Here is a 17361-nt window from a genome sequence, read left to right as displayed (position 1 = left end):
CGCGCCTGGCGATCGCCGCGGAGGCCTGACAGATCAATAATGCAACCCTCGTCCTGCCTGGAGGAATTTGAGTGTCCACGGGTGGGGGAGTTTGAAGTGTCGATCGGGGGCCGCGAGGAAGTGCGCGAATCGCGACGAGCCTTCCGAGATCTGCCGGAAGCTCAGCGTCTCGTCTTCGCCGTTCGCACGCACGAGGACCACGGCCTCGTTGTCCCCATCGACGTGGCGGTCGATGCACTCGTGCGCAATGTTCATGCGCCGGGCGTCTCCATCGAATAGCTCCCACAGGCCCGCGCTGCTGCAGTGCGATTGCGCATCTGCGTAGGAGGTGAACTGCGTCAGTTTCGTCATCGCTGTCTCTCGTTGCTCGTGATGGAGAGACTTTGCGCGTCGGCGTTTTAATTGTCAATAGCGTCTATGAGTTGTCGGTAGACAATTTGATGAAGATCTGGAAGATGCATTCAAGGCACTGCAGCGCACCGCGGAAGTGCGCGCGCAACAAAGCGTCGTATGCTTCGCCAACCCTCGTGATCCCCCATTCCCATGCCTGTCGCAGCACCCGCAACTCCGCCCGCCAAGGGTCCTCGTGTTCGCCCCGTTCCCGCGGTTTCCCGCGCCCTCGCCATCCTTCGCTTGCTGGCCGCGAACGCCGAGCCGATGACGCTCAAGACGATTTCGGAGGAGCTCGATCTGGTGACGAGCACCTGCCTCCACATCCTTCGCGTCCTGGTCGAAGAAGGAATGGTCAAGGTCGAGGCGGGGACGAAGCGATACAGCCTAGATGTCGGCGTGCTGTCCCTCGCGCGCAGCGTGGTGGAGAACAATCCCTTCCCCGCGCGCGTGCAGAGCGCACTCGACCGCATTGCCGAGCAATGGAACGTCACCACGATCGGGATGAAGGTCTCGGGCCTCGACGACCTCGTGGTGCTGGCCCTTGCCCGGTCACGAGGGCCGTTTCGCCTGTATGTGGAAGTGGGCAGCAGGGTGCCCGCGCTGACCAGTGCGACCGGGCGGATCGTTGCCCACTACGCGGGCTTGACCGATAGCGAGCTCGCCCGCCGGTTCAAGTCGCTGCACTGGGAGAACCCGCCTTCGTTCGAGACCTGGCTGAAGGAAGTGAAGTCGGTTGAGCGCAAGGGGTTCGCCATCGATCGTGGCAACTACATCAACGGCATCTCGGTCCTGGCCGTTCCGATCCTCGATGCGCAACGTCGCGTGACGCACGCGATTGCCGCGCTGGGCGTGGCGGACACGTTGACCGCTTCAACGGTGCAAGCCCTGGCGACGGACATGCAGGCCGAGGCCGCGGGCCTGACACAGTGACTCCAAACCACATCTGAAAGCGGACATGGACGATTTGCCTGAGCGAGTGGAAGCACTGCAAGCAGCCGGCTGGAAGCAGCGAGCTCTCGGCGGATTCGCAGACCGAATCGGCCCCATCTGGACCAGAAAAGAGACCGACGGCTGGGCCTACGGCGTTCTTGCCACGCCGGAGCATCTGAATCCGGCGGGCTTCGTCCATGGAGGCGGGCTCTGCGCGCTCTTCGACCACGTCGTGAGTGCCGTCGCATGGGAGGCCGTCGGCAGGCGCGCATGCGTGACGGTGCAGCTCAACACGCAGTTCCTGGCTGCGGCGCGCGAAGGGCAGTTCCTCGAAGCCCGCGCCCGGGTCGCGAGGGCGACGAACTCGCTGGTGTTCGTCGACGGCGTCATCGAGACCGCAGAAACACAACTGCTTCGCGGCTCGAGCGTGCAGAAGATTATTGACTCGGCCACCTAAGCCCAGTGCTACCAAGTACTGCTCACAATCCACAATGGCAAGGTCGTCCCGAGTCTCCGCGACGACGCCAAACCCGTTCTGGCCCTTGTTCAACTGTTCTCACTTGCTGACAGCTTGAAAGGGTCAAACGCAAGGTTGTGACAATTAAAAGGGCAAGTGCCCCGTAGGACCAGGGCGATGACACAGCCCATTTGTAAGCGGGCGCTCGTCATGAATGTGGCGTGTATCAAGGCTCACCCCTGATCTGGCGCTGACAGAATGAAAGAGCAAAGTGACAACTTGAAGGGAAACCGACACGAGGGCCGCACTCAGACTCGTACCAACGCTCCTTCTGATGGGGTCTTATTCGCTCTTCTCCATTCCAATGAGGGGTACTGCGGAACCCCTTGCTGCGAGCACCACACTTTGATGAAGACGACCCGTGCCAGGCAAGACAAGGTCCACCTGCGCGATGCGCTTCATACGATCGATGCCTGCTTCGAAAAGACACACGCACGCGTGATAGGAGTGCTGGGCAGAGGCATAGAGAACACCGTGCGCTCCAGCGCTTCTGCAGTCGGCCGCAAAGGCTTGAGTCGCCTCGTAGCGCAGTGATTGAAGTACCGGAAACTGTTCTTCCAGGCCGCGCAGGTCGACCAGACGCAAGGTCGCGGTAGCGGAAAAGCTCGTCAGGCTTCGCTTGCGAAGCCGCTCGATATGGCAGCTGGTCGCTTCCCGCCGGAACTCGGACTCGTACAAGGCGGTGAGTTCGCTGTCTGCCAGGTAGGCGGTCGCTTCGTCGCTCAGGTCGAAGCGACCCGCCATGACGCCCTTGGGCGGAAGCACAAAGCCGCGCAAGCGCACGCTGCCGCGCAGCGCTCGCGTACGTTGGATTCGATACCAGGTGAGGTTTGGGGGGAGCTCAACAAGAGGCGGATTTAGGTCGTTGAGGTTCATGGGCCTGGAGGTCAATGCGCCCCAGCCGTTGCCAGTGCCAAGATGCGTTCGACTGACACGCCCTGCTCCAATGCGGCGCGTGGTGTCTTGCCATCCAGCGCCATGGAGGGCGACTCCAGGAACGACAGCAGTTGCCATCCATCCGTGGTGTCCAGGCTCTTAGCCAAGGGCTGGAGCACAGGCCAGATCGCCGGTTCGAACTGCCAGCGAGGCAGTTTGAAGCCGCGGCGCAGGTTCGACACGCCGATGCAACGCCCGGCTTTGATCCAGGCGTTGATGGTCACGCGGCTGGTGCCGACCAGTTGCGCGGCCTCGTCAGTCGTGATCATGTCGCTCGCTTCGATGCGTTCGCGGCGGTACTGCAGGCCGGATCTGAGCACCGCGGCGGACTGGGCCGCACTGGCGTAGGGATCGACAGCATCTCGTCGCTCTTGGTTGAAAGGGGCAAACGGTGAGGTGATGGGAAGGATGTTCATTGCGCTCGATCAAATTGATGCGCTTCAGGGCGCGTTGCGCAGATTCGGCTTGACCGCCGAGAAGAATCCCTGACTCACGCCCGGCACTGGCCGCGTGCGGCGGGCCAGGCGCCGCGCCTGGATTCCATGGTTGAAGAGCAGGCGCAGCACGCCGGCGAAGCCGGCGACAAGCTGGCACTTGCATTGGAACTGCACCGCCTCGAGCACGCCTTCGGCAAACGAGCGATAGCGATGTTCCATCGAACCGCGAAGGGCGCACAAGACCTTCCACATGGCCTCTTCGATCGCGCTCGGTTCAAACGGAACCACTGAACCGGAGCGGCGGACGACCATGTAGTTTTTCAACGGTGATGCGGCGGCGGCGTCGACATCGACGTCCGACCCGTCATTCCAGATAAGCACTTTTCAACTCCTGTCCGAGGGACCTGCAGACTGCATGGACCCAGAGGCATTCCATCAAGTCCACGCGATTCTGTCAAGTTCGTTAAGTTGGAAAGATTGATCTTTGAAAACACAGCGTCGGTAACTGTAACTGCAGCCATCAAAGAATAGTAGTTGGCGCTCACCTCACGACCATGGATCCCGCCATTGCCAGCAGCCGGTTTTGCTTCTCGCAAGGGCCGGACAGGTCGGGCGCGACGGATTCTTCATCCAGATCTCCCCCGGCAGCAACGGCGGAGATCCGGCCGGCACTTCGGAGCAGCACCCGGAACGGATTGCCGCGCAGATAGCAGTTGCGCACCAATGAAGCGAAGAGGCCATGCAGGATGACGATCGCCTGGCGTTGCGCCGACGCGGACAGCGGGCCTTCGAGCGGCCGCCACAGAGGCGACCAACGCGGATTCGCGCGCGGGCCGCACCATTCGGCCGGCGGCGCGGCAAGGAAACGGATGAAGGCCGTCGCGTCCTCGGCATCGAGCGAGGACAGGGACTTGCCGCGCTCGAGCACCGACCACAACAGCAGCCGCTCGGCCTCCTTGCGATAGCTGCGCTGCGTCGCCGAGAGCGGCACGGCGCCCTGCCCTGCCCTGCTCTGGTCCTTCGGCGCTGCCCGCTCGGCGATCCACGCGAGCACCGCCTCGCGGTCGTCGCGCGCGCCGGTCAGGCAGGTTGCGGCGGTCTCGCGGTTCAGGCCCGCGCGGCCGTCGAGGTCTGCAGGCAAGAGAAACTTCTCCAGCGGGCGGATCGCGGTCGCCGGAGCGACCACTGCGTCCAGCACCGCCGGCGGCACCTGGGTCCGCGGAACCAGTGCGTGTGAACTGACTGGAAGCTTCAATTGCGCCGCGTGGGCGCGCAGCCAATCGGCGATGCGGGCGGCCTTGTGGACCCCGATACCGGGCACCCGCGTCCACCATCGCGCGCCGGTCCGGTTCATGGTCTCGACGAGCTCGTGCATGGTGTGGATGCCGGCGCGATGCAGCCGCGCGGCCAGGGTCGGGTTGAGCCAAGCCTCGACGGCATCGCCCGGCTCGGGGTCGTGGACGACCAGATGCTCCAGCCAGCGCAGGGCCTCGAGTTGCCGCTCGATGAGCCGGGCGCGACGGTTGCCCCCGGCGCCCGGCCCACGCTGGCTCGCATTAGGATACGCGGCCGCATAGGCCTCGATCTGCTCGTCTTCGGAAAAGTCCTCGAGGCCCTGCTCAAGCGCGAACTCCTCGAGGCTGGGCTGCCTGGGTGCGGGGCGCTGCGCCACGCGTGCAGCGTCCAGGTGGATGAGCCGCGCGACGCCGGGGCGCCGCTCTCGCCGCGCCGCGGCGGCGAAGGTGTCGCGGATCCAGTGGATGGTGCTGCGAATGCGGCGCCGGTCGCCGCCTTCGCCCTCATGCTGGAGGTAGCGCTCCCAGGCGGCGCGTTCCTCCATGCCCTGGATCAAGGCGCGCATGAAGGCGAAGTGCCCGCGATGGAGTCGCCTGCTGGCGTTAGATCCCCGTGCTGCGGCGGCGGTCATGGGCGATGGCGAGGCCGGATGGCCTTCCAGAATTTCCAGCGGGGCCGCTGCGGCCCGGCCAGTGGCTCGGGCATCTGCGGCCGTTCACTTGTCTTGGCGCGTCGGCGCTGCTCGACTTCCAGCACATGGGCGATCCCGAAGGCTTCCGCGTCGCCGCGCCCGGCGCGGCGGCGCCACTCGCGCGCGAGTTCGCCGAGGCGCTCGTCAGTTAGCTCGGCGACTTCCTCAGGGCGCGCCATGGGAGGGGCCGGGCTTAGGCCCGACTAGACTTCCAATAATCATTGGCGTCATTTTATGGGGTCAGAAGGCGACCGGGAATATGGGAAGAATAATTCTTCTTTTATATCAACAACTTATGGCCTAGTCTCGGAGTTCGAACTGGCTTCAAGTTAGCCCCGGAAGTGCGTGTCGCCAGCCATTTCCACTGCCCGCCTGCCGGGGAGCCGCATTGAACCCCGGGTCTTGCCTCGGGACGCGGGGGCCCGCGACCCGCGCTCAGTTTCCCAACGACGACCTCACATTCCCGTTCTGCGGGTGTCGGAGACGGGTTTGAACTTCATGGGCATGTCCTCGAAGGTGTCGCTTGGTCAGCGGTGTGCTGCTCGCCGTTCCAGAGGGCGAGGCAGGCACTCTCCCCAAGAGGCAGTCCATGGGTTGAGCACTTCTAGGCCCGTAGCCCCGAACGGCCCTGTCGCGGGTCGCGACGGCTTTAATGCCATTTGCGTCCGCAATGGGCGGGGTCGCCCGTGAAAAATGGTGCGCCCTCCCAACGCGCTCTTTCCGGCATTTGCGCATAGGACCCGGGCGGCGAACCGTCGAATGGCAGACATTGGGGGCCCCGTTATCGGGCTTTTGATGGCTTCCTCGAGACGCCACAGCCGAGCCGTGGAGCATCTCCATGACGGTGACGGCGCTGATGGACAGATGGTCGGTGACCTGATCGTCCAGACAGGCGATCACTGCGGTGGGAGCGAGGCTTCAGAGGTTCTGGCGGCGGGTTCGACCGGGCTTCCGTTCGCTACAACTCGCCGCGCGTTAGAAATGAGTGTGCGTTTACTTTATTTACTGCTAGGTCATGTTCGTTAGTGATGGGCCAGCAGACTACCCCCTGTTGCCCTTTGCACTGAAGCCGAAGAGCCGTGGGCCAGTTCGGGCAACTGCAGTCGGCGTGGTGCTGAAAGCAGTGTGCGTCATGAAGCTCACAGTGTGTGTCTTTGCAAGGGACGAGAGCGTTCCCCTCACGGTACCGACGTGAGCATCGCCGCAGAAATTCGTGCATCTCCACGCGTCTGAATCCTTGGTCGCGGAACACGAAGCGATGCGGCCTAAACGTTAGGTCTTACGCGCAGGTGTCGCGAAGAAGTCTCGCCGGGGCACGCCGCGTCGCTTCGCGCTTGGCGATCTCCGCCGATTCGTTGACTCGCGAGAGACAAGCGCCTCTCTCTATACCCCGGGAGGCGATGAACTGCTCGCGCCCCACGTGTCTGGGGTAGGTCCGTCCTACCCCCGTTTTCCTGCGGCCTATCCAGATGGCACCCGCGTTCTACCCCATTGGCTTCGCCACTGCAGCACTGCCCGGTTCAGGTCGCCCGTTGGCAACGAGGGCCTTCGCTTTCGCCACCAGTCCTCCAGGGTCCGCCTGGTTGGCGTCGATCTGCAGTTTCGCCCATCGAAACTGCAGATCGAGCGGACTCGTAGACGCAGTCATGACAACCTCAAGTAGACAGCGTCAAGGCCTTTCCGAGATCGCTTAGAAAACAACCTCATCATTGGGCCAGACGAGGCGGCCGCGCGGGCCCAGCAGACTCTTTCAAGTCGAGTGCAGGCACAACCCGGAATTGCTGACGGAGCCGCGCCGGAATCGCGGCATGGGAGGGTTCTGAAGTCGATGGAGGGCGAAGCGCAGCGGACGACCCTGTAGTACGGTACTACGCCCCTGCCCCTTCCGGTTGCGCGGAGATATCTCGAAACTAGGTGTAGTACCGTACTACAGCATCTCGCTGCCCCCGAAGGCACCCTCCAACACGGATGCCGCAGACCCCCAGCGTCAGGGCGTAGTACCGTACTACACCTTCCCAGGCGTGCGGGCACCAAGAAGAAAGGGCGCCAATGCGCCCCGGATGGATGGAAGGAATTGACGACCTAACTTTCGTCCACAAAGCGCTCCAGCAGTTTGGCCAGTTCGCGTTGACGGGCGCTGGTGAGTCGCACGTGGATTCGGATCACCGAACGCCCTTCCCCATCAGTCTTCATTGTGGCAACGGTCTTGCCTTCTCTCGCAAAGGCTTGCACTGTTGCAGGTGCTTGTGCCTGGGCATGGCTTTCCTGCGGGCCGGTGAGCGCCGCGAAGATCTGCTTGGGCGTCATGCCGTTGCGATTGGCGATGATCTTGGCCGCTCTGTTCTCCAGGCCTGCCAAATCGCTCTCGACGGCCGTCTTGAACGCGGTCGACCACCGGAACTGCAGGTCCAATGGCGACGCAAACGCCTGCAGCACCTGCGCCGGAAGCCGCGCAAGGACCAGCGCCTTCGACAGATTGGTCGCATCGATCCCGATCGCAGCGGCGAGCTGACGAATCGAGGGGTAAAGACCTCGATCCAGGGCACGGGCATACATGACCCCCTGCTCCCATGCCGACAGGTCTGCACGCTCGCGGTTCTCACGCTCCATTTCTTCGAACAGCGCCTGGTCATCAAGGTTGTCCACGAATGCGAGGACCGGCAGACCCAGCTGCGAACAGGCCTCATGGCGGCGATGCCCGAAGACGATTTCAAATTGCGGTCCGTCACCTGGGTTGGCCACTGCCCTCACCTTGATCGGTTGCACGTTGCCGCCGGCCTCCTTGATCTCCCGCTTCAGCGCCTCGAAGCCTTCGCTTTTGAAGCTGGACTCATGCCGATTTGCATAGACACTGCGCTTGATGGCCTTGGGATCCAGCAGCCGGGTTGCTTTCGCGCCGTCCCAGCTCTGGAGTTCCTCAACCGCGCTCTGCAGGCGACCTTCCAATTCGGCCGCCTTGGCCACGCGCTCGCGCAGAACGTCGTTCTCACGGAGCAGTTCAGAGCGCTGATCATTGGCCAGCGCCATCATGGCGCCAGGCGCAGTCTTGGGCTTCGCGGCTTCGGGGTTGAGTGCCGGTACTGGCATCAATGAAGCGAAATCGATCTTGGATGCCTTGTCTTTGAGTCCCATGTCAGACCGCCGTTTCCAGGATTTGTCGTTCCGCCACTTGCCGGGCCCAAACCGCCTCGATCTGCTGCTCAATCAGTTCGCACATGCGATCGTACGCGACACGCGCGCGCGAGAAGGTCTTCGAGTTCACCGAACCGCGGGGCAGGTCGTAGACCGTCCCGAACTCGGCGCTCGCGGTGGCGGCGACGGAGGTCTTAGGGATTTCGATAGGCAGGACCTTGTCGCCATAACCTTCAAGGATCCACTGCCGAACCACCGAACTGGCCGTGTCGGAGGCCTCGACACGCGAAAGCAGCACATCGATGAATTCAAAACTCTTGTCCTTGCCGCGGCTACGCACCAGCTGGTTGCACAGGTCGGAGAACAGGTCCCAGAACTGGGCCGAGCTCGAGAAATCAAGGGCCGAAGGGGGCAGGGGCATGATCACCCCATCAGCCGCCATCAGTGCATTGATCGTCACGTAGCTCAAGGAGGGTGGGGTGTCGATCACGATGGCGTCGTACTTCTCCCGGGTGAGATCCAACCCACGGTCCAGCACTCGCCAGAACTCGAAGCCGGGGTCGCGGGCCTGACGAGCGGGCAGATGGAACTCGGCACCGTAGAGGAGGGGAGCGGCACACACCAGATCGATGTTGGGCCAGTAAGTCGAGCGGATCGCGTACTGAAGGTCGTCCTGCTCCCCGGTGAACAGGGACATGGCCGTGTGCTCGGTCTCCACCTCGGCATCGGGCAGCACGCCGAAGAGCGTGGTGGCCGAACCCTGGGGGTCCAGATCGACCAGGAGAACCCTGTGGCCACGCATCGACAGGCCTTGCGCAAGCGTCACGGCGGAGGTGGTCTTGGCGACGCCGCCCTTAAAATTGGCCACGGTGATCGTGATGCCGGCGGCGCCCTCGGGACGCAGGTGCTCGGCACGCAGTTCGCGAGCCCAGACCTGCGACTCCGCCATGGTCCATTCGCGGCTGTTGCCCTGAATTTCCCCAGCAGGCAGGTCGCCGCGCGTGAGGCGATACGCGATCTTGGATTTGTCGACGCCGCAGAGCTCGGCCAGTTGTACTGCCTTGAGGGTTGGAGCAGATTTCGCGGCGGTCGGTGCCAGCATTGCGGCGCGGATTCGCTCCATCATGCCGGCAACCTTGTGTGCTTGGTGCTCGATATCCTCAAGGTTCTGTCGCCGGATGGTCTTCTTAATGTCCACGATATCTGCCTTGAAAGTTTGAGTGTCGTGCGATTATGCCAACCACCTTCGAAAAAACGAAGAATCGCACGCGCATCTCAGGTCCCTCGAGGCCTGGAGAGAGACTTTCAGGGAGATTTTTGTTCATCATCCCCGAGATTAAGAAGAAGTCTTAAATACCTTAGATAGATTAAGGCATGCGGGGATTCGAAATTTATGCATATAAATCAATGACTTACGGACGTCAGGCTGGAGGAAACGTCCAGGTTTCAATCGCTCGCGTCCAGGTTCTGATCGGAAACGTCCACGTTCTGATCGGCGGGTGTCCGGAAGCTGATCGGGGAGAGGGTAGATATCCACAGGGCGCCATATCGCTGGCGAAAAGGCGTCAAAGTGGCGTATGAAGCACAATGTCCAGCTTCTAATCGGGCAGAAAACGGGGTCCGAGAAGGCGCGAAGGGCGAAGTGTCCGGGTTTTGATCGCTTTGGTCGGTGATCGCTTCGGGTCCGCGGCACGCAAAATGTCCAGCTTTTAATCGCCCGAGGTGACCAGGATGTCGTTGTCCGCGGGGTTCTGAGCTTCGAGGCGCCGGCGTGATAACTGCCGTCTTGTGTCCAAGCGGGGTTGGACATACGATCAGACCTTCATGAGCGCGTCAAAGAACATCGTCACCCAGATTCCCGGCCCAGAGGATCCGCTCGAGCTGCGCAAGCCGCACGAGATGATCGTCATGATGCCGCGCTCGGCTCGTGTGACGCTCACTGGCCGGCGTATCTATACGGCGCTCCTGCAGATCGCGCAGACGCGTCTGGTGGCCATGCCGACGATGCCAACGGCCGACTACATGTTCGAAGCGCCACTGGCGGCGGTGCTGCGCACCACGGGGTCGAGTGGCAGTGAGCGGACGGCGGCCAAGCGCTATCTCATCGAGATGCGCAGCCTGGAAGTCGACTGGGAGTCGACGGCGCCTGGGGACGGAGTCAAGTGGCGCGGCTTCTCGATGTTGTCAGAAGTGGCGCTCGAGGTGCGACGCGGCGAAAACTGGGTCAGTTGGTCCTACCCGCCGACCATCATGTCCGCGCTTCGCGAGCCGCAACGTTGGGCAACGATCGATCTCGAGGTGCTCGGCAAGCTGGGGTCGTACACCGCGGTCGCGCTTTACGAGATCTGCGTGCGCTATCGAGACAATCCCGGCGGAGTGACGAGCCGCAAGCCGGTGGCCTGGTGGGTCGATGCCTTGAGCAATGGCCCGGGGCCCGAACGGCGCGAGTGGCGCAAGTTCAAGAACGAGCGAGTCAAGGACGCGGTGCTGGAAATCAACGCCGAGACCGAGCTCGAGATCGAACTGATCGAGCACAAGCAGGGAAGGTTGATCAACGAAGTGCAGTTCGCCGTGCGGAAGAAGCGGGCGGCTGCGATGCCGCAGCCTGCCACCGCACAGCCGGTGGATGCGAATCTGATTTTTCGCGCTGAGACCTTGGGAATTCGAGAGATCAAGCTGGAGGGGCTGATCAAGGAATTCGGGGACGATCGCGTGCGCGAGCAGATCGCCGTCCTGGAGCGGCGGGCGGCGAGCAAAAATCTGCGCTCGATCGAGAACGCCTTCTCCTATCTGCGGTCCTTGCTACGGAACGAAACGGAGGAGGGCGCGCCGCCGGGGATTGCACCTTCTTCCCCAGCCGTCCCCGAGGCGCCGCCTGCACGGCCGGTGCAGCCGCCGGCAAGCGACAAGTCGACCTGGTTGCGCGAGCGCATCGAGGGGATGAAGCAGGAGGTCGCGGCGCTGGACGCGACGACTTTGCAGAAGTGGGTCAACCGGGCGCTGCAGGACTTGGCGCGCAAGGGTGCACTGAATGCAGTCATCAGCCGGCGGGCGGCGCAGGGAGACGTGCTGCATGGGCTGCTCGGCTCTGCCGTGGTCTATGCGTATGCGGACGCGACCTACGGGCCGGACTGGAAGGTCGATCGGCAGCTGTTTGATGCGGAAGCGGGCAAGTAGCCGATGGTTCGATAGAACTCTCTCTTCTCTTCCTGGTGGTTGAGGTCGCTATGTCTCGCGTTGGCGCCGAAATGCGGCCTGGATGACGACGTCATCTCAGCTTCAGATCATCTTCGCGCCGGCCGCCGCGACGCTGGTATTGATCGTGCAACTCGACCACTCATACTGACCCACACCAGAGGCGTAGCTTCGCGCGATACCCTCCGTTCACTGCCTGAGGCACCGCGAGCCTTCCCGCTATGGCTAATGATCGTCACAAGAACCTCGAACTTCCCCTTTGCGGGGAAAAGAAGGCTGCGCATGCGCCCGTTCGCCGCAAAGGCACTTCGGCACGTGCTCGGTCGTCCCGAAGGCAGCTTCTGCTGTTCGACTACAAGACCTGGCTGACCCTGACAGAGGCCGTGGAGAGCGCGGCGGCCGCGTACAGCGAGGGCTGGAGGTCGCGCAGCACCTTGCGTCGAGCAACGATGTCCGCGTGGCGCCCCTGCCGCTCCAGGCCCAGCAGTTCCACCAGCAGACGCATCGCCTGCTCCGGCGGGCTGTGCTGCGAGGCCTGTGCGGGCGCCAGATGCTCGCGAAGGTCGGGGCGGTCGATGAGCACCCATGCCGGGAACCAGCTCAGATCGTCGATCTCGGCACCGCCCGTGCTCGCCTCGAAGTTGCGTATCAAGCGTGGCAAGAGGGGATCGGGCGAGCGCTGCGCAACGTCCTCCAGGAGCGCCGGCGACAGCCACCCCAGTTCCGCGAGCAGCGGCCAGCACGCGCGCAGACCGAGCAGATGCAGGCGGGCCTCGGCCATCCAGGCCAGCGGGACCGGCTTGCGTCGCCACGATTCGATGGTGGAGACCGCCTGCGCGGCGGCCTCCCAATGGCCTGCAAGCAGCCACATCGGCGCCGCGTGGTCTTGCGGTTTCCGCGCGTCGAATGCCAGCGACCCGGCGCGCCGTGCGAGTTCCTGCCAGCTCACGGCGAGCCAGGCCGCCCCAGCCGCTTTGCCGAACGTGCGCTGCGCGGCGTCGCTGATCGGTCCTTGCAGCATCTGTCTCGCTTCGCTCAACGATGCATGGTCGCGAAACGCCTGATCGCGGCCGACTTCGGCGGCCCCGATGCAATCGGCGAGGACGCGCAGCGAGGGCAGGGATTCGTCGTCAGGATATTCCTGGGAAAGGCAATCGCAAGCTTGCAGAGCGGCCAACGCGTCTCGCCGCTCGAGCGCAAGGACCGCATCGTTCCTCAGCATCACCTCGCGGCCGTTTTCGAAGATGTCGAGTTGCATCGCTTCACCTGTGCTTCAAGCCTTTGACACGCGCTCCTTTTTATCTCACAGGCTGTGCGAGAAACTCTGGCGAACAGTGTGTATCCACGCACCCCCGGAAATTTAGTAGCTCATCTCGATGGCCATGCCCTGGGCCCACCGGCTCTCCCAGTGTGCGAGATAGGTTGCCGCCACCGTCGGATTGCTCCACACCACCAGCACGTTCTCAGAATTGGACTTAGCCGCCGCTTGGCTGTAGTTGAAAGAGCCCGTTTGCGTGTGCTTGCCGTCCACGACGATGTTCTTGTCGTGGTGGATCGCATAGGTCGAGATCACGTTGGTCGGTATGTTGGCGCCGACGAGCAGGTTCATCGCCGCGATGTTGGCCTTGCCGCGGTTGCCCCTCTCATCGAGCAGCACGCGCACATCAACACCGCGCCGCTTCGCATCGATCAGCGCACGAACAATCGAAGGCGAAGTGAAGGAATATCCCGCCAGCCGTATCGAGCTGCGAGCTTTGTCAATGACCTTGAGCACGAGCGCTTCGGAGCCCGCATCGGGCGAGAAGGCGACTTCGATCTTCGACTCGGAGGGCAGGGGGCCGGGTGAGCTGGCACAGCCAGCGAGGAGCGCGAAGGTGATTCCGAGTAGGGCACGGCGCGAGGAAGGAAGTAAAAAGGATCGCATGCAGCGTTCAGGTTGGGGCGCGCGACTGTAGCAACATTGCAGCCGCATCTTCGATGCGCGCGTCCCAACCCGCTCGTCGACTTGCAGGGCCAACCTTGCAAGCATCCGGCGGTGCGACCAACGAGTGAGCTTCCATGCTCGCGGCGCGCTCCACGTGCCAAGCCGACCGGAACCGCCCCGCGATCGCAACCGTTGCGGCGTCGGCAGCATGGCGCTGGCTTTTGGGGATATTGCCTTCGCGTCGAGGTTCGGCGGTCCCGCGAACACCTTGCCGAGCAGCACCAGGTGATGGCCCCAAGGACCTTCTGCGGCAAGCTGTCGCAGAACCGGCGCGCTCGAGTACTCCTCGTAGAGCGACGCATGTCCCAGACGTTGCGCGCCGAGAAACCTTGGGTGGCTGGGAACGAGGTGCGAAGGTCGCGCGCGATCTGCTCGACCACCGACTGGCCCACAGCGCCTGCTGTTTCTCGACGATGGCCTTGCCGATGTCCCAGTAGAGCGCGAACAGCTCGCGGTTCACCGCGCGCGGCCGACAGGCGCGCCGCGGCGACGCGCTCCCTCAAGGTCTTAGACCTTATCCGTAAATTATGTTGACTTCTGCAGGTACCTTGCGGAAGGCGATGATGGCAGCGGCGAGATGGTTGAGGGCGACGAAGCTGCGCTCGAGTTTCTCGTAGCGCACCAGCAGCTTGCGGAAGCGATTGAACCAGCTATGGCAGACCTCGACCACCCAGCGCCGAGCCTTCTTGCCCGGATCGCGCTGCTTGATGTCGGCTTCTGTGCGTCGACCCACGACGTGAGGGATGTAGCCGTGGTCTTCGATAGTGCGAAGGTGTTCGGCTCCACGGTAGCCCGCGTCGGCACACAGATGCTTGCTTCGTCGATGTGGTGGATCCTTGCGCCTGACAACGATGGTGGCGAGCACCTCGTCAAGCCGCTTGCAGTCATGGACGTTGGCTCCGGTCACGACGAGCGATAACGGGACGCCACGGCCGTCCACCAACAGGTGGCGCTTGCTGCCCTTTTTTCCCCCGATCCGTCGGGTTGCGACCGACGGCTTCCTGTGCCAGCGGCGCCTTCATCATCGCGCCGTCGACACTCTGCCAGCGCCAGGCAATGCCCTGCATCTGGTCGTACTCGGCCAAGCCCGCCTTCCACAGAGCTTCGAAAAATCCCGCGGCTTCCCACTCGAGGAATCGCTTGTGTATGGCACTTGCGCTGCCGAAGCGCTCCTTGGGCAGCGCCTTCCACTGACAACCCGTGCGCAGCACATAGACGATCGCCTCAAACACCAGTCGAGCCGGCTTTGGTGGTCGACCGGCGCCTGGCTTGCGCACATAGATCTTGTCTGCCGCCGAGCGCGCAGGAATCAGCGGCTCCACACGCTGCCAGAACTCATCGGTCACCACCCACGACTCAACACGTTTCGCCAAGATCTCGATCCATCGCCGCGCCCAATGCGGCTCGGATCGGTAGTTTACCTATTTACGGATAGGTTCTTAATGAAATTTGCGTAGTCGTCGGCGAGATCAAGGCTGCGCTGCACTGTAGACCAGCGAAAGCGCGAAGTTCTCGTCAAATCGGTTCAAGGGTGGCGCTGAGATCCTCCGGGTCTTGTCGTTTCCATGGTCGTGCCTTCCCTAGTGTCCGCCGCTGCAGTCCGCGGGGAAAATACGCCCCCATGACGCCGACGACTCCTGACATCCGTACCTTTCTCGGCAAGCTCAAGCGCTCGCAGACGAGCCAATGGGTCGGCCACCTGACGCCATCGGAAGCCACGTCGCTTGTCCAGGCCGGGGCCAAGGCCAGTCCCCATGACCTCGCCTGGATGGAGCGGGGCCTCCAAGCCGGCAGCGAGGATGCGCGCTGGCTCTATTTTTCCGCCAATCCGGCGCTGCGTGAGTTATTGCGCAGAGGACCGTCTCCCTCGGACGACATCGCTCCAAGGTCCCGCGTCGATCATCTTCCAAGAGACGATTCAAATTCTCCAGTGACGAGTATTGGGCCTATCCTGAGCTAGAGCCGGTCTTGGTCGGCACCGCCATCTTCGCGCGCACCACGGGAAACGGCGGCAACCCAGCCAGGATGTCGCGCCCGTAGCGCATCGTGACCAGGCGCGTATCGCACACGGTGATGACGGCACGATCGGTCACGGTGCGCACGCCGCGGCCCGCCCATTCGGCCAACGCTTCGTCCGCCGGCTCGACAACGGCGGCCCGCCGATCGTCCCAGGCTGAAACTGAAGCAGGCCACGTCAGAGCCCCTGGAGCTCTCCTCGAATGCGATCGCCGACCGTAACGCCATCTGCGCCCTCGGGCTGCACGTAGTTGTCGCCGATCGATGCGCACATCTCCACGACGAGTTTGGCGAAGTCCACCACGTTCTGGTCGAGCGGATCGCCCGGCCGGATCAGTCCGACCTCTACGGCCGCTTGCTTGAACAGTTCCAGTGCGTCGCGCCGGCCGACCGGGTCCCTTTCTTCGTCTTCGTTGACGTAGGTATAGAGCATCTCCAAGTCCTTCAACGTGTCCTGCTTGCAGCATACGCCGCCGATGGGCGTGCTGCATTCGCGCGCACCCGGCCGGCCACGGATTCAACGACCATGCTGTGAAGTGCCCGCCGCAGCGGCGCGCGACGCTCTCGCGCTCCTGCGCGAGGATGCGATAGTGGTGGCCATCGCCGCAGCGAACCTGGCCCCCAGGCTCGCCACTCAGCGAGGCGGAATTTGAGCGCCTGCGCGAAGGTGCGGCGCGCATCCAAGCATCGCCGACGAGGCAGGCATTGATGCCCGGTGATGGGTGCGGGGGGCATGGGGCGAGAGGCGTTGAGGGGTTAGGGGCGAGGGGCGGGCGAGAGAAGAACAGGGACGGTGGGGTGGGTGGGCTTGCCTGTGTCACTGGACCGTATCACTCGGTTCTCGCCGTCAAGGCCGGCGCGCCAAGTGGGCTTGGCGCTTGCGGCCTGCGGCCGTCTTCGAGCCTTGACCGCTGCGCTGCCGCGTGAGCCCGGAGCGACGCAGGCAATCCCGCCTGCGTTCTTCAAAGGAGCGCGTCCCATGAACGCCTATTCCGCCGTCGAGCAACGCGTGGTCGATCAACTTCGTCTCTTCCTAAGAGAAGAGGCACCAGCCGTCTACGAGCGCTGCGGCCGTTCGCTGCTGCAACTCTCGAGCGTGGCGCGCGAATCCTCGCATCCGACGTATCGGCTTCTCGCTGCGGGCCTGAACCTGGCGACCGAGGCCTTGGCGGAGCCGATGCGAAGCGCGCCGGTCTTCGAGTCGCCGTCGCGCGTGATGGACTACCTGAAACTTCACTTCGCGGGTCAGGGCCACGAATCGTTCGTCGTCCTGTACCTCGACACGCAGCTCCATCTGATCGCACTGCAGGAGCTCTTCCGGGGAACGTTGGCGCATACCAGCGTGCATTCCCGGGAGGTGCTGCGTGAATTGCTCGCGCATGGCGCCGCCGCGGTCATCCTGTCGCACAACCACCCTAGCGGCCTCGCAGAACCGTCAGGTGCCGACGAGTTGCTGACCCGGACCCTGGTCGAGGCGCTCAAGTACATCGACGTGCGCGTCATCGACCACATCATCGTGGCGGGCAATAACACTTGCTCGATGGCCGAGCGCGGTCTCGTATGAAGCGAGGGGAGGGGCCCGCGGCTCCTCCTTCTTGTGCGCGAATGCTCGCGTCTTTTGTGGAGCAAGCCCCTTGAAGTCATCGCAAGGGCTCCCTACATTCAGGCCATGTCTCCTCCACCCCTCTTGGTGGATTTCGCCCCTCGGTTCGCGCCGAGGGGCTTTTTGTGTGCGCCCAGCATGGGCGCACTCCTGCGGGTGCAAGTCCCGTCGTGAGTTGATCACAGCGAACGAAGTGAAGCGCAACTGCGTGAGGGTGACCGAGCGTGGGAA

At 63.2% G+C, this 17361-nt stretch carries 17 protein-coding genes and 2 pseudogenes; 7 read left to right on the top strand and 12 right to left on the bottom strand.

Annotated features, from left to right (window positions below; translation table 11 throughout):
* Positions 1-33: 33 nt before the first annotated feature.
* Positions 34-351: a hypothetical protein gene (locus tag WKW77_RS34610; RefSeq protein ID WP_340361411.1), complete on the bottom strand. Its 318-nt coding sequence runs from the start codon at positions 349-351 to the stop codon at positions 34-36.
* A gap of 192 nt (positions 352-543) precedes the next feature.
* Here WKW77_RS34610 and WKW77_RS34605 point away from each other — a divergent pair.
* The 3 genes and pseudogenes from WKW77_RS34605 to WKW77_RS34595 form a co-directional block, all read left to right on the top strand.
* Positions 544-738 (top strand): annotated as a pseudogene (locus WKW77_RS34605) (helix-turn-helix domain-containing protein); the annotation flags it as partial.
* A 3-nt stretch (positions 739-741) separates the two neighbouring features.
* A complete protein-coding gene (locus WKW77_RS34600; protein WP_340361413.1) occupies positions 742-1323 on the top strand; it encodes an IclR family transcriptional regulator in 582 nt (193 codons plus the stop codon).
* A gap of 25 nt (positions 1324-1348) precedes the next feature.
* The gene (locus WKW77_RS34595) at positions 1349-1780 is read left to right on the top strand and encodes a PaaI family thioesterase (protein ID WP_340361410.1); all 432 of its coding nucleotides are present in this window, start codon (positions 1349-1351) and stop codon (positions 1778-1780) included.
* Between the two features lie 342 nt (positions 1781-2122).
* Here the strand turns inward: WKW77_RS34595 and WKW77_RS34590 are convergent, their stop codons facing one another.
* The 4 genes from WKW77_RS34590 to WKW77_RS34575 all read right to left on the bottom strand — a co-directional run bounded on the left by WKW77_RS34590 (position 2123) and on the right by WKW77_RS34575 (position 5140).
* Positions 2123-2716 carry an RES family NAD+ phosphorylase gene (locus WKW77_RS34590; RefSeq protein ID WP_340361409.1) on the bottom strand — a complete coding sequence of 198 codons (594 nt, stop codon included), beginning with the start codon at positions 2714-2716 and terminating at the stop codon, positions 2123-2125.
* Positions 2717-2727: 11 nt separating this feature from the next.
* The gene (locus WKW77_RS34585) at positions 2728-3192 is read right to left on the bottom strand and encodes a MerR family transcriptional regulator (protein WP_340361408.1); all 465 of its coding nucleotides are present in this window, start codon (positions 3190-3192) and stop codon (positions 2728-2730) included.
* 24 nt (positions 3193-3216) lie between these two features.
* Positions 3217-3594 (bottom strand): hypothetical protein, encoded by a 378-nt coding sequence (locus WKW77_RS34580; RefSeq protein WP_340361407.1) that lies wholly within the window; start codon positions 3592-3594, stop codon positions 3217-3219.
* 160 nt (positions 3595-3754) lie between these two features.
* Positions 3755-5140 carry a phage integrase family protein gene (locus tag WKW77_RS34575; RefSeq protein WP_340361406.1) on the bottom strand — a complete coding sequence of 462 codons (1386 nt, stop codon included), beginning with the start codon at positions 5138-5140 and terminating at the stop codon, positions 3755-3757.
* 5 nt (positions 5141-5145) lie between these two features.
* On the opposite strand from WKW77_RS34575, the gene WKW77_RS34570 reads away from it, so the two are divergent.
* Positions 5146-5352, top strand: a complete 207-nt coding sequence (locus tag WKW77_RS34570) for a hypothetical protein (protein WP_340361405.1) — start codon at positions 5146-5148, stop codon at positions 5350-5352.
* Positions 5353-7282: 1930 nt separating this feature from the next.
* Here the strand turns inward: WKW77_RS34570 and WKW77_RS34565 are convergent.
* Entirely contained in the window at positions 7283-8332 is a 1050-nt protein-coding gene (locus tag WKW77_RS34565; RefSeq protein WP_340361404.1) for a ParB/RepB/Spo0J family partition protein, read from the bottom strand.
* 1 nt (position 8333) lies between these two features.
* Entirely contained in the window at positions 8334-9530 is a 1197-nt protein-coding gene (locus WKW77_RS34560) for a ParA family protein (protein WP_340361403.1), read from the bottom strand.
* Between the two features lie 626 nt (positions 9531-10156).
* On the opposite strand from WKW77_RS34560, the gene WKW77_RS34555 reads away from it, so the two are divergent.
* A complete protein-coding gene (locus WKW77_RS34555) occupies positions 10157-11509 on the top strand; it encodes a hypothetical protein (protein WP_340361402.1) in 1353 nt (450 codons plus the stop codon).
* Positions 11510-11879: 370 nt separating this feature from the next.
* Here the strand turns inward: WKW77_RS34555 and WKW77_RS34550 are convergent, their stop codons facing one another.
* From WKW77_RS34550 to WKW77_RS34540, 3 genes and pseudogenes are all read right to left on the bottom strand, one after another.
* Entirely contained in the window at positions 11880-12785 is a 906-nt protein-coding gene (locus WKW77_RS34550) for a hypothetical protein (RefSeq protein WP_340361401.1), read from the bottom strand.
* Positions 12786-12887: 102 nt separating this feature from the next.
* The gene (locus WKW77_RS34545; protein ID WP_422823325.1) at positions 12888-13733 is read right to left on the bottom strand and encodes a phospholipase D family nuclease; all 846 of its coding nucleotides are present in this window, start codon (positions 13731-13733) and stop codon (positions 12888-12890) included.
* A gap of 292 nt (positions 13734-14025) precedes the next feature.
* Positions 14026-14833 (bottom strand): annotated as a pseudogene (locus tag WKW77_RS34540) (IS5 family transposase).
* 299 nt (positions 14834-15132) lie between these two features.
* Here WKW77_RS34540 and WKW77_RS34535 point away from each other — a divergent pair.
* Positions 15133-15471 (top strand): hypothetical protein, encoded by a 339-nt coding sequence (locus WKW77_RS34535; RefSeq protein WP_340361400.1) that lies wholly within the window; start codon positions 15133-15135, stop codon positions 15469-15471.
* Here the strand turns inward: WKW77_RS34535 and WKW77_RS34530 are convergent.
* Both WKW77_RS34530 and WKW77_RS34525 read right to left on the bottom strand, forming a co-directional pair.
* Positions 15458-15604 (bottom strand): hypothetical protein, encoded by a 147-nt coding sequence (locus tag WKW77_RS34530; protein WP_340361399.1) that lies wholly within the window; start codon positions 15602-15604, stop codon positions 15458-15460. The genes WKW77_RS34535 and WKW77_RS34530 overlap by 14 nt on opposite strands.
* Positions 15605-15705: 101 nt before the next feature.
* Positions 15706-15960, bottom strand: coding sequence for a hypothetical protein (locus WKW77_RS34525; protein ID WP_340361398.1), 255 nt, complete (start codon positions 15958-15960; stop codon positions 15706-15708).
* A 546-nt stretch (positions 15961-16506) separates the two neighbouring features.
* On the opposite strand from WKW77_RS34525, the gene WKW77_RS34520 reads away from it, so the two are divergent.
* Positions 16507-17091, top strand: coding sequence for a JAB domain-containing protein (locus tag WKW77_RS34520; protein ID WP_340361397.1), 585 nt, complete (start codon positions 16507-16509; stop codon positions 17089-17091).
* Positions 17092-17361 lie beyond the last annotated feature (270 nt).

It is taken from the genome of Variovorax ureilyticus (assembly GCF_037889935.1).
GTDB classification, from domain to species: domain Bacteria; phylum Pseudomonadota; class Gammaproteobacteria; order Burkholderiales; family Burkholderiaceae_C; genus Variovorax; species Variovorax ureilyticus.
This window is presented reverse-complemented; position numbering and strand designations above follow the sequence as displayed.